At 67.3% G+C, this 11,856-nt stretch carries 12 protein-coding genes; 10 read left to right on the top strand and 2 right to left on the bottom strand.

The features are described 5' to 3' along the window. Positions 1-57 precede the first annotated feature (57 nt). The 10 genes from WCL10_RS03445 to WCL10_RS03400 all read left to right on the top strand — a co-directional run bounded on the left by WCL10_RS03445 (position 58) and on the right by WCL10_RS03400 (position 9,583). A complete protein-coding gene (locus WCL10_RS03445; RefSeq protein ID WP_336894226.1) occupies positions 58-480 on the top strand; it encodes an NAD(P)H-dependent oxidoreductase subunit E in 423 nt (140 codons plus the stop codon). Continuing rightward, positions 477-2,018 (top strand): NADH-ubiquinone oxidoreductase-F iron-sulfur binding region domain-containing protein, encoded by a 1,542-nt coding sequence (locus WCL10_RS03440; RefSeq protein WP_336894225.1) that lies wholly within the window; start codon positions 477-479, stop codon positions 2,016-2,018. The genes WCL10_RS03445 and WCL10_RS03440 overlap by 4 nt, the downstream gene beginning before the upstream one ends. Then, positions 2,015-2,533, top strand: coding sequence for a molybdenum cofactor guanylyltransferase (locus WCL10_RS03435; RefSeq protein ID WP_336894224.1), 519 nt, complete (start codon positions 2,015-2,017; stop codon positions 2,531-2,533). The genes WCL10_RS03440 and WCL10_RS03435 overlap by 4 nt, the downstream gene beginning before the upstream one ends. Beyond that, complete coding sequence (fdhF, locus tag WCL10_RS03430; RefSeq protein ID WP_336894223.1) at positions 2,523-5,396, top strand: formate dehydrogenase subunit alpha; 2,874 nt, start codon at positions 2,523-2,525, stop codon at positions 5,394-5,396. Before WCL10_RS03435 ends, fdhF begins: the two co-directional genes overlap by 11 nt. Then, positions 5,393-5,617 carry a formate dehydrogenase subunit delta gene (locus WCL10_RS03425; RefSeq protein WP_336894222.1) on the top strand — a complete coding sequence of 75 codons (225 nt, stop codon included), beginning with the start codon at positions 5,393-5,395 and terminating at the stop codon, positions 5,615-5,617. Before fdhF ends, WCL10_RS03425 begins: the two co-directional genes overlap by 4 nt. Then, positions 5,607-6,392, top strand: coding sequence for a formate dehydrogenase accessory sulfurtransferase FdhD (fdhD, locus tag WCL10_RS03420; protein WP_336894221.1), 786 nt, complete (start codon positions 5,607-5,609; stop codon positions 6,390-6,392). Before WCL10_RS03425 ends, fdhD begins: the two co-directional genes overlap by 11 nt. Positions 6,393-6,493: 101 nt before the next feature. After that, positions 6,494-7,186, top strand: coding sequence for a TonB family protein (locus WCL10_RS03415; protein WP_336894220.1), 693 nt, complete (start codon positions 6,494-6,496; stop codon positions 7,184-7,186). A 102-nt stretch (positions 7,187-7,288) separates the two neighbouring features. Next, a complete protein-coding gene (locus WCL10_RS03410) occupies positions 7,289-8,329 on the top strand; it encodes a sugar phosphate nucleotidyltransferase (RefSeq protein WP_336894219.1) in 1,041 nt (346 codons plus the stop codon). Beyond that, on the top strand, positions 8,326-9,129 hold the full coding sequence (locus WCL10_RS03405; RefSeq protein WP_336894218.1) for a class I mannose-6-phosphate isomerase: 804 nt from the start codon (positions 8,326-8,328) through the stop codon (positions 9,127-9,129). The genes WCL10_RS03410 and WCL10_RS03405 overlap by 4 nt, the downstream gene beginning before the upstream one ends. A gap of 10 nt (positions 9,130-9,139) precedes the next feature. Continuing rightward, positions 9,140-9,583 (top strand): DUF2721 domain-containing protein, encoded by a 444-nt coding sequence (locus WCL10_RS03400; RefSeq protein WP_336894217.1) that lies wholly within the window; start codon positions 9,140-9,142, stop codon positions 9,581-9,583. Positions 9,584-9,613: 30 nt separating this feature from the next. On the opposite strand, the gene ribA is transcribed toward WCL10_RS03400, so the two are convergent. Both ribA and WCL10_RS03390 read right to left on the bottom strand, forming a co-directional pair. After that, positions 9,614-10,681 (bottom strand): GTP cyclohydrolase II, encoded by a 1,068-nt coding sequence (ribA, locus tag WCL10_RS03395; RefSeq protein ID WP_336894216.1) that lies wholly within the window; start codon positions 10,679-10,681, stop codon positions 9,614-9,616. Then, positions 10,678-11,481 carry an exodeoxyribonuclease III gene (locus WCL10_RS03390; RefSeq protein ID WP_336894215.1) on the bottom strand — a complete coding sequence of 268 codons (804 nt, stop codon included), beginning with the start codon at positions 11,479-11,481 and terminating at the stop codon, positions 10,678-10,680. Before WCL10_RS03390 ends, ribA begins: the two co-directional genes overlap by 4 nt. Between the last annotated feature and the right edge of the window lie 375 nt (positions 11,482-11,856).

Below are 11,856 nucleotides of genomic sequence, written 5' to 3'. Positions count from 1 at the left end.
TCGAACATCACGCATTTCGATTTGACCTTTCGCCTTGTTTTCCCAAGGCAATGGCGCATGACTGACCGCCAAGAGCTTGATGAGATCCTCGCTGCCCACGCCGGCCGGGATGGCGCGCTGCTGCCGATCCTGCACGATGTGCAGGCCGCCCATGGCTACATTTCCGAGGATGCGGTCCGCCACATCGCGCAGGCGCTGAATCTCACCCGCGCGGAAGTTCACGGCGTCGTCAGCTTCTACCACGATTTCCGCGAGGAGCCCGAGGCGCGCCCCGTGCTCAAGCTCTGCCGCGCCGAAAGCTGCCAGGCGCGCGGGGTGGAAGCGCTCGCCGCCGCGCTGTCCGATAACCCCCGCGTGAAGGTGGAGGCGGTCTACTGCCTCGGCCTGTGCAGCGTCGGCCCCGCCGCCATGGTCGGCCATGAAGTCTACGGCCGCCTTGACGCTGCCCGGCTCGGTGCGCTGGTGGAGAGCCTCGCATGACCACTGTCCGGATTTCCGACGATGCCGCAGCGCTCGCCTGCGGTGCCGATGGGGTTGCCGCCGCTTTCGCCAAGGCCGGCTGCACGGTAGAGCGCGTCTCCAGTTGGGGCATGCACTGGCTTGAACCTTTGGCCGAGATCGACGGGCAGGGCTTCGGCCCGCTGAGCCCGGAGGACGTCGCCGAAGTCCTCGCCGGCACCAGCGCCAAGGCCATCGGCACAATCGCCGAACACCCGTTCATCGCCCGCCAGCAGCGCTTCACTTTCGCCCGCGCCGGCAAGACGCGGCCTCTCAGCCTTGATGACTACGCCGCGACCGGCGGCTGGGCAGGCCTCAAGCGCGCGCGCGAACTCGGCCCCGAAGCCACCATCGCCGAAGTCACCGCCTCGGGCCTGCGCGGCCGCGGCGGCGCGGGCTTCCCGGCGGGCATCAAGTGGACCACCGTTGCCAAGGCGGCTGGCCCCATCAAGTACATCGTCTGCAACGCCGACGAGGGCGACAGCGCCACTTTCGCAGACCGCATGGTCATGGAAGGCGATCCCTTCATGCTGATCGAAGGCATGGCGATTGCCGGCCACGCGGTGGGTGCAGGCAAGGGCTATATCTACGTGCGCAGCGAATACCCGCACGCCATCGGCAAGCTGCAGAGCGCGATCGCGCTTTCCGTGCCGCACATCGCTCCGTTCGAGGTCGAAGTCCGCGTTGGCGCGGGGGCCTATGTCTGCGGTGAGGAAACCTCTCTGCTCAACAGCCTCGAGGGCAAGCGCGGCGAAGTGCGCGCCAAGCCGCCGCTACCGGCGCTTGAGGGCCTGTTCGGCAAGCCCACCGTCGTCAACAACGTGCTGACACTGGCGGCGGTCCCGTGGATCCTTGCCAACGGCGGCACGGCTTATGCCGAAGTCGGCTTCGGCCGTTCGCGCGGCACCATGCCGATCCAGCTGGCGGGCAACGTGAAGCATGGCGGCCTGTTCGAGATCGGCTTCGGCGTGACGCTCGGAGAACTCGTGTTCGACATCGGCGGCGGCACGGCCTCTGGCCGCCCGGTCCGCGCGGTGCAGGTCGGCGGGCCGCTCGGCGCCTATCATCCGCCCGCCGATTTCCACCTGCCGTTCGACTATGAGGCGTTCTCTTCTGCCGATGGCCTGATCGGTCATGCTGGCCTCACGGTGTTCGATGAAACGGCGGACATGAGCGCGCAGGCCCGCTTCGCGATGAGCTTCTGCGCCGCCGAAAGCTGCGGCAAGTGCACCCCTTGCCGCATCGGCAGTACGCGCGGCGTCGAACTGATTGACCGCATCCGCGCGCGCTCGGGCCGTCAGGCAGACAAGGTCGAAACGCTTCCCCAGATGCACAATGCCCGCAAGGCCCCGCGCACGCTGGCCGAAGACGTCACCTTGCTTGAGGACTTGTGCGAGACGATGAAGTTCGGCTCCCTCTGCGCGCTAGGCGGTTTCACACCCTACCCAGTGCTTTCCGCGCTCAAGCACTGGCCGGAGGATTTCGGCATCGCCTCGCCTGAACAGGAAGCGGCAGAGTGATCCTCGGCGCGGTCCTCGCCGGCGGCCATTCCACCCGCTTCGGCAGCGACAAGGCGCTGGCCGAGCTGGGCGGGCGCAGCCTGCTGGCGCGGGCCATCGCCGCGCTTGAAGCGCAGTGCGACGGTGTGATTGTCGTCGGCCGCGGTGATGTGCCCGATCGCCCGCGCCCCGGCATGGGCCCGCTCGGCGGCATCAACGCCGCGCTCCACCACGCCGCGAGCCATGGCTACAGTGATGTGCTCACGTGCGGTGTCGATTGCGCTGGCCTCGGTCCCGATAGCCGCGCCGATCTTGCCCCCGCACCTGCCTACGCCGCCGACCAGCCGGTCATCGGCCTCTGGCCCGCCTCAGCCGCGCCCATGCTCGATGCCTTCCTCGCCACCGACGCCAAGCATTCGATGCGCGCTTTCGCCGCCATGATCGGCGCAAGGCCCGTCAATCTTTCGGCCAAAGCCGCCAATATCAACACGCGCGAAGATCTCGCCCTCGCGCAGGAGCACCTCGATGGACAGTGAACGCGAAACCTATCGCCCCCAGCCCGATTTCGGCACGCCGGAAGTCCGTGGCGCCGCGACGGTCACGCTGAATATCGATGGCCGCGAAGTTTCCGTCGCGGCCGGCACCACGGTGATGCGCGCCGCTGCCGTCTCGGGCGGCTCGATCCCCAAGCTCTGCGCGACCGACAGCGTCAAGCAGTTCGGCTCGTGCCGCCTCTGCCTGGTCGAGATCGACGGGATGCGCGGCACGCCGGCCAGCTGCACCACGCTGGTTTCGGAAGGCATGAAGGTCCACACCCAGACGAAGAAGCTGGAGAAGCTGCGGCGCGGGGTGATGGAACTCTACATCTCGGACCACCCGCTCGATTGCCTCACCTGCAGCGCGAACAACGACTGCGAACTGCAGGATCAGGCCGCCGCCGTGGGCCTGCGCGACGTGCGTTATGGCTATGAGGGCGCGAACAATCTCGCCCAGCCGATGGATGTCTCGAACCCCTACTTCGATTTCGACCCGTCGAAGTGCATCGTCTGCTCGCGCTGCGTGCGCGCCTGCGATGAAGTGCAGGGCACCCTCGCGCTCACCATCGAGGGCCGGGGTTTTGACAGCAAGGTGAGTGCCGGCCTTTCGTCCGACAGCTTCCTCAGTTCCGAATGCGTCTCGTGCGGCGCCTGCGTGCAGGCCTGCCCGACCGCGACCCTGCAGGAGAAGGCGGTCAAGGAAATCGGCAAGCCTGAGCGCGCCACCGTCACCACTTGCGCCTATTGCGGCGTCGGCTGCACTTTCCGCGCCGAGACGCGCGGCGAGGAAGTCGTGCGTATGGTGCCGTGGAAGGACGGCAAGGCCAATCGCGGCCACTCCTGCGTCAAGGGCCGCTTCGCCTGGGGCTATGCCCAGCATCAGGAGCGCATTCTCTCCCCGATGATCCGCGCCTCGATCGACGAGCCTTGGCAGGAAGTAAGCTGGGACGAGGCCATCGCCCACACCGCCAGCGAACTGAAGCGCATCACCGCGAAGTACGGCCGCAACGCGCTGGGCGGCATCACCTCCAGCCGCTGCACCAACGAGGAGACCTTCCTCGTCCAGAAGCTGGTCCGCGCCGGGTTCGGCACCAACAATGTCGATACGTGCGCGCGCGTCTGCCACTCGCCCACCGGCTATGGCCTCAAGACCACCTTCGGCACTTCGGCCGGCACGCAGGATTTCGATTCGGTCGAGGACAGCGACGTGATCCTCGTGATCGGCGCGAACCCGACCGATGGCCACCCGGTCTTCGCCAGCCGCATGAAGCGCCGCCTGCGCAAGGGGGCGAAGCTGATCGTCATCGATCCGCGCCGCACCGACCTGGTTCGCAGCCCGCATATCGAGGCCGACTATCACTTGCCGCTGCGCCCGGGCACCAATGTCGCGGTGCTCTCCGCGCTGGCGCACGTTATCGTCACCGAAGGCCTCGCCGACGAAGCCTTCGTGCGCGAACGCTGCGACTGGGAGGAATATCGCCACTGGGCCGATTTCGTGTCCTTGGATCGCAACAGCCCCGAATTCCTCGAGCCGGTCACCGGTGTTCCCGCCGCCGACCTGCGCGGTGCGGCGCGCCTATTCGCCAACGGCGGCAACGGCGCGATCTACTACGGCCTCGGCGTCACCGAGCACAGCCAGGGCTCGTCCACCGTCATGGCCATTGCCAACCTCGCGATGGCGACGGGCAACATCGGCCGCCGCGGCGTCGGCGTGAACCCGCTGCGCGGGCAGAACAACGTGCAGGGCGCCTGCGACATGGGCAGCTTCCCGCACGAGCTCTCGGGCTACCGCCACGTTTCGGATGCCGGCGCGCGCGCGCTGTTCGAGGCGGAATGGGGCGTCAGGATCGATCCCGAACCCGGCCTGCGCATCCCCAACATGCTCGATGCCGCGACCGATGGCCTGTTCAAGGCGATCTACATCCAGGGCGAGGACATCCTCCAGTCCGACCCCGATACCAAGCACGTCGCCGCCGGCCTCGCCGCGATGGAATGCGTGATCGTGCAGGACCTGTTCCTCAACGAGACCGCCAACTACGCGCACGTCTTCCTGCCGGGCTCCACGTTCCTTGAAAAGAACGGCACCTTCACCAATGCCGAGCGCCGCATCCAGCCGGTGCGCAAGGTGATGGAGCCCAAGAACGGCTACGAGGACTGGCAGATCACCCAGCTCATGGCGCAGGCGATGGGGCTGGACTGGGCTTACACCCATCCGCGCGAGATCATGGACGAGATCGCCCGCCTCACGCCGACCTTCGCGGGCGTCAGCTTCGCGCGGCTCGATGCCGAAGGCTCGCTGCAGTGGCCGGTGAATCATGCCGCGCCCGATGGCTCGCCGATCATGCACGTCGATGGCTTTGTGCGCGGCAAGGGCAAGTTCGTGGTGACGGACTATGTGCCGACCGACGAGCGCACAGGCCCGCGCTTCCCGCTGCTGCTCACCACGGGCCGCATCCTCAGCCACTACAACGTCGGCGCGCAGACCCGCCGCACCGCTAATGTCGTGTGGCATCCGGAAGACCTGCTCGAAATCCACCCGACCGATGCGGAAAACCGGGGCATCAAGTCGGGCGATTGGGTCCGCCTCGCCAGCCGTGCCGGGGAAACCACCTTGCGCGTGACGGTGACCGATCGGGTCGCGCCGGGCGTGGTCTATACCACCTTCCACCACCCCGTGACGCAGGCCAACGTGATCACCACCGATTATTCGGACTGGGCGACCAATTGCCCGGAATACAAGGTAACGGCCGTGCAGGTGACCCCGTCCAACGGGCCCACGGACTGGCAGGAGGAATACGAGGCGCAGGCCGCCCGCTCGCGCCGCATCAAGGGCCATGAAGGCGCGATGGAGCCAGCCGAATGAGCGCGCACACTCTCGAGAAGCTGATCTACATGGCGAACCAGATCGCCCGGAACGTCACGCACGAGCCCGATCCGGTGGCGATGATCGCCGATCACGTCCATGCGTTCTGGTCGCCCCGGATGAAGGATGATGTCTTCGCCGCGCTGGGCGGCCCCGAAGGCGCCGCGCTCGATCCCGTCGCGCGTGCGGCGCTCGAGCGGCTCGCCGCGCATGCCGACTGAGGCGGCCCAGCCCCGCAGCTTTGCCGAACACTTCGCCGATGGCCGCGCACCCGCCGCGCACCAGCGGCTGCTGGCCATCGAGGCCCCCATCGCGATCGAAATCAACGGTCTCGGCTATGCGGTGATGATGGCGACCCCGGCGGACCTTGCCGACTATGCGCTGGGTTTCTGCCTTTCCGAACAACTCATCTCCGCCCCCGCACAGCTCCTCAGTTCCCAAGCCGGCGAAGTCCCCGCAGGTGGCTGGATGCTGCGGATCCAGCTGGCCGCCGATGATGCCGCTCCATTGATGGAACGCGCCCGCCTGCGCCTGGCCGAAGGCAGCTGCGGCCTGTGCGGGATCGAAAGCCTCGAACAAGTCCTGCGCCCGCTGCCCCCCGTACTTGCGCAAATCGAGGTGGAGGACGCCGCCATCTTCCGCGCCGTCGCCGCGCTCCCGGATTTGCAGCCCCTTGGCCGCGCCACCCGCGCCGTACACGCCGCCGCCTTCTGCACGCCCGATGGCGAGGTGCGGCTGGTGCGCGAGGATGTCGGCCGCCACAACGCGCTCGACAAGCTGCTCGGCGCGATGGCCCATGCCGATCTCCGGGCAGGAGAGGGCTTCATTGTCCTCACCGCCCGCTGCAGTTTCGAACTTGTCCAGAAGGCGGTCCTCGCTGGCTGCCCGCTGCTTGTCACGATCTCCGCCGCATCCACCCTCGCGGCAGAGCAAGCCGCCGCACACGGCCTGCGCCTCGTATCGCTCGCTCGTGCCGACAGCTTCCTGTCCGACTAGGATTCCGGTTTCCCTCCGCTTGCTCTAGATAGCACCGGGTGATCCCAGAGCCCGCCAGCACCCGCTTCAGCGATCGCCCCGCGCTCAGCCCCCGCACGCGCATGTGGCTCCTGATATCGGTGGCGGTGCTGCATGTCGGGCTTGGCTTCGCGCTCTTCACCGGCCTTGCCGCCAGCGCGATCACACTGATCCAGGATGCCGCCACGTCGGCCTACTCGGTCCCGCTCGATCCGCCTCCTCCGCCCCCCGCCAGCCCGGCGCCTACGGCCCAGCCTGCAGGTGCCGACGGCGCGGCAGCCAAGCAGGCCAAGCCCAAGCCCATCGCCGCGCCCCCGGCGCGCATCCCCACCAAGGCGCTTGCTGCTGCGCCAGTCGCCTCAACCGGCGATGATACCCGCTCGGGCGCTGCCGGCGCGGGCGCTGGCACAGGCGGCGGCACATCAGGCACCGGCACGGGCAGCGGCGGCAGCGGCAATGGCGCAGGACCCGGTGCCCAGCGCGCAGTCAAGATCCAGGGTGATATCACCGCGACGCGCGACTACCCCGCGCGCACCCGTGCCCTCCGGCTCGGGTCGAGCGTTATCGTGGTGCTCACCGTCGGCACCGATGGCCGCGTCCGCGCCTGCCGTGTCCACCAACCCAGCCCCGATGCGGAAGCCGATTCGATCACTTGCCGCCTTGCGATCCAGCGCTTCCGCTTCCGCCCCGCTACCGACCGCGCCGGCAACGCCATCGAATCGGAATATGGCTGGCAACAGCGCTTTTTCGTGCCCGGCACCGCACCGAAGCCTTGACTGTAACCCATTCGCAGTCCCTTGCGCGCATGGGCCCGGCATGGCACCGAAAGGATGCGTATAGCCCTGCCTCCGCACGCGGGGCCGTTTGACAGGAATCCCATGGACGCGATCATTCCCGTTGTTCTGTGCGGCGGCAGCGGCACCCGCCTCTGGCCGCGCTCGCGCAAGACCATGCCCAAGCCGTTCCTCCCGCTGGTGGGCGATACCACGCTGTTTGAGGCGACTGTCCTGCGCTGCAGCGCCGAGGCTGGCTTTGGCGCGCCGGTTGTGGTGACGGGTGCGCTTCACCTCGAACATGTCGAAGCGCAGTTGCCTGATCCCGCCGCAAGCCGCGTGATCGTCGAGCCCGAGGGCAAGAACACCGCCGCCGCCATCGCGCTCGCCGCGCTGCGCCTGCCCGCCGATGCGGTGATGCTGGTCTGCCCGAGCGACCACCACATCGGCGATGTTGCCGCGTTTCAGGCCGCCGCGCACGAAGCTGCCGCGCTGGCCCGCGAAGGCTGGCTCGTCTCCTTCGGCATTGCCGCCACCGCGCCCGAAACCGGCTTCGGCTATCTCAAGCGCGGCGACGCCATCGCCGGATCGGGCGGCTTTGCGGTCGCGCAGTTCGTGGAAAAGCCCGATCTCGAGCGCGCCATCGGCTTCCTCGCCGATGGCGGTTACGCGTGGAACGGCGGCATTTTCGCCTTCCGCGCGGGAACTTTCCTCGATGAACTCGCCGCGCACCGTCCCGCACTGGCCGAAGCCGTGCGCGATGCTGCGGCGAATGGCCGCGAAGATGGCACCCGCTTCCATCCCGATTCGCAGGCTTTCGCCCGCATCGAAGGCGAGTCGGTGGACTACGCGGTCATGGAGAACACCGCCCGCGCCGCCATGGTCCCGGCTACGATGGCCTGGTCCGATATCGGCAACTGGCAGGCGCTGCACGATGCGCTCGACCATGACGCGGATGGCAATGTATCGCGCGGCCCCGCCGAGCTTGTCGATTGTGCCAATGTCCTCGTCGACAGCGACGGCCCGCGCGTGTCGGTGATCGGCGCGCGCGATCTCATCGTGGTGGTAGACAAGGGCGAGGTCCTCGTCTGCACCACCGCCGGCGCGCAGAAGGTTGGCAAGCTGTCCGGCGCGGTCAACCAGTGAGTGCGCTGGCCGTCCGCACCGTCGAGAAGCCGTGGGGCCGCGATCAGATCCCGGCCCCGTTCGCCGCGCCGTTCGGCAAACGCATCGGCGAAATCTGGTTCGAACCGGCCGAGGACGTGTTCTCGCTCCTCGTCAAATACATCTTCACCAGCGAAAAGCTCTCGGTCCAGGTCCACCCCGACGACGCGCAGGCGAAGGAACTCGGCGAATTCGATACCGGCAAGGAGGAATGCTGGCTGGTGATCGATGCGGAGCCCGGCGCCACGCTCGGCATCGGCTTCGATAGACCGATCGGGGCCGAGGCGATGCGCGCTGCCGCACTCGATGGCAGCATCGAGGATCTGCTTGTGTGGCACCCGGTGCAGGCCGGCGATTTCTTTTACATCCCGGCTGGCACCGTCCACGCCATCGGTGCCGGGGTGAGCCTGATCGAAATCCAGCAGAACTCCGATATCACCTACCGCCTCTACGACTACGGCAGGCCGCGCCCGCTCCATCTCGAAAAGGGCATCGCCGTGGCCAAGGGCGAGGTTTATGCCCCGTCGCTCCACCGTCACTTGCCCCCCACCGGCACGGTGGAATTGGCGCGCGGCCCCTATTTCACGGCGCACCGCGTCGATGGGGTTCCCGATGCGGCGCTCCTCGCCGAATATGCCGGCCCCATGCTCGTGGTTCCGCGCCGGGGCGAAGTGGAACTCGCCGGAGACCTTCTGCGCCCCGGCGAATGCGCCGCCGCCCCCTCGGCTTCAGCCATCACGTTCAGCACCGAGAGCCAAAGCATCCTCGTCCGTGCTGCCTGAGCATCACGCAATGATCGCGCAGACCATTCAACTGGCGCTGGCCCCGGTCTTCGTGCTCGTTGCGATCGGCAATATCATGAACATCCTGACCACCCGGCTCGGCCGCATGGTCGATCGCTCGCGTCATCTGCAGATGCTTCATGCCGGAACGCAGGGCAGCGAGCACGACGCGGTCGTCGTGGAAATGCGCACGATCGACCAGCGCATCGCCCATATCGGCCGTGCGCTGCTGTGCCTCGTGATCAGCGGCCTTGCCGTCGGCACAACGGTCGCCGCGCTGTTCCTCAGCGAGCTTGCCGGAACTGATCTGCGGGTGGTGACCGCGCTCACGTTCGTGCTGGCGATCGCACTCCTGATGGGCGCGCTGGTGCTGCTTCTGCTCGAAACCCGCCTCGCTGCACGCACCTTGCGCCTGCCGCCCGCGCTGCTCGAACTGGAGCGCGGCGACCTCTGAAAAATAGGGACAGTCCCTATTTTTCGCCCCCTATTTCAGCAAATGCCCCGTCCGGTCGCGTTTGGTATCGAGATAGCGCGCATTGTGCGGATTGGATGGCAACTGGTGTGCCACCCGCTCGGTCACCGTAACCCCGACCGCTTCCAGCGCGGCCACCTTCGCAGGATTGTTGGTCAGCAGCCGCACTGCCGGCACGCCAAGCAGATCGAGCATCCGCGCCGCCACCGGAAAATCCCGCGCCTCGCTAGGCAGGCCCAACCGCTCGTTGGCATCCACCGTGTCAAAGCCCTGATCCTGCAACTCATAAGCGCGCAGCTTGTTGATGAGGCCGATCCCGCGCCCTTCCTGCCGCAGATACAGCAGCAGGCCCCAGCCGCCCGCATTGGCCTCGTCCGCCATGCGCGCCAGCGCCGCATCAAGCTGCGGCCCGCAATCGCATTTGAGGCTGCCAAGCACATCGCCGGTCAGGCATTCGCTGTGCAGCCGCACCAGCGGCACATGGTCGCCGCTCTGCGTCCCGACCACCAGCGCGACATGCTCGCGCAGGTCATCGCGCGCGCGGAACGCCACGATCTCTGCTGCATCGCATGCATCGACCGGCAGCAGCGCGCGCGCCTGGATCGTGAGCTCCAGCGGGTCCTTGAAGGCCGCGAGATCGGTGGCTGTGACCTGCGCGGCAGGCTCCACCCCGGTCGCGACCATGAACGCTGGCAGGATTCCCGCAAGCCGCGCCAGTTCCATCGCCGCGACAGCGGCGGCCTGCGCCGGGCAGCGGTCGGCGCGAAACGGCCCGCGCAGCGGCTCGGCGAGGTCCAGCGCCGGATCGGCCAAGGTGCGCGCGGCATGGAGCGAGAACGGCTCCGCACCGTGGATCATCACCGGCATATGCGGCTCGGCAGCATCACGCTGGTTGGCAAGCTTGAGCGTCGCGGCGCGGGCGTGGGAAATCAGCAGCCGTGCGGCATAAAGTCCGGGCTGCACGAATGCGGTTTCGGCGGGCAGCAGATCGAGCGCGCCATCCTCGCCCTCCACCCGGATAGCCCAGCCATGGCGAAGCGCATCGAGCGCCAGTGCCACAGCCCGGGGTTTTCCGCTCAAAGCGCAAACTCCGTCACCAGCGGCACATGGTCCGAAGGCTGGTCCCAGCGACGCGTTTCCTCGACGAACCGGTGCGAGACCGACTGCGCGGCAAGCTCCGGCGAGGCCCACATATGGTCGAGCCGCCGCCCCTGATCCTTCTCGCGCCAGTAGGAACGGTAGGACCACCAGGAATAGTTGCGTTCGGGCGCCGGGATATGCTTGCGGCCCAGATCGACCCAGCCATGCGCATCGCCAAACGTGCCAAGCGCAGCCACTTCCTGCGGCGTGTGGCTGACGACCTTGAGCAGCGCCTTGTGGTCATAGACGTCGCAATCGAGCGGGGCGATGTTGAAGTCACCCACGATCAGCGTCGGGCGGTCGAGCGCTTCCGCCCAGCGTGTCATCCGCTCCAGAAACGCCAGCTTTTGCCCGAACTTCGGGTTTGCCTCGGGATCGGGAATGTCGCCTCCCGCCGGGATGTAAACGTTTTCCAGCACCAGCCTTCCGCCGGGGCCGAGCACTTCTACCCCCACATGCCGGGCTTCGCCATTGGCCTGCCAGTCATGCCGGCTCACTTCGCGGATCGGCACGCGGCTCACCGTGGCGACGCCGTGATAGCCCTTCTGCCCATGCACTGCCCGGTGGGTGTAGCCCAGCTTCTCGAACATCTCGTGCGGAAAGAGCGCCTCGGCGGTCTTGATCTCCTGCAGGCACAGGACATCGGGCGCCTGTTCGGTAAGGAACCGTTCGACCTGATCGATGCGCAGCCGCACCGAATTGATGTTCCAGGTGGCGACAGTGAGCGTGGGACTAGCCATGCGCGGGCTTTACGGACCTTGACCCTGAGCGGCAAGCCGCGCGCGCGGGCAACTTGCCGTATGCCTTCCCACATGCGGCAGGGCGCTCCTGATTTCCCCCCTCCCGCTTTCGGGAGGGGTCGGGGGTGGGCCGGCCGAAGGCGCAACAAAAAACCCTCGGACCGGGGGCATGGTCCGAGGGTTCCTTGTGCGTTCGTCACGCTGTCAAGGCGAACGGGGGATTGTGGACCGGGTAACAGGGGGGGCGATCCCGGTCGCTGTCCGTCTTGACCCCCTCCTTCTAGGACCCCGCCGCTTTCTGGCGGATGAACACCGCTGTCAGACTGGAGTCAGGCTGGTCGCAAATTGTCGCAGGATCGTGTGTCGGTGCGACAG

Source organism: Novosphingobium sp. (assembly GCF_037133355.1).
GTDB lineage: Bacteria > Pseudomonadota > Alphaproteobacteria > Sphingomonadales > Sphingomonadaceae > Novosphingobium.
Note: the sequence above shows the minus strand (reverse complement) of the source record. Positions and strands in the feature narration are given on the sequence as shown.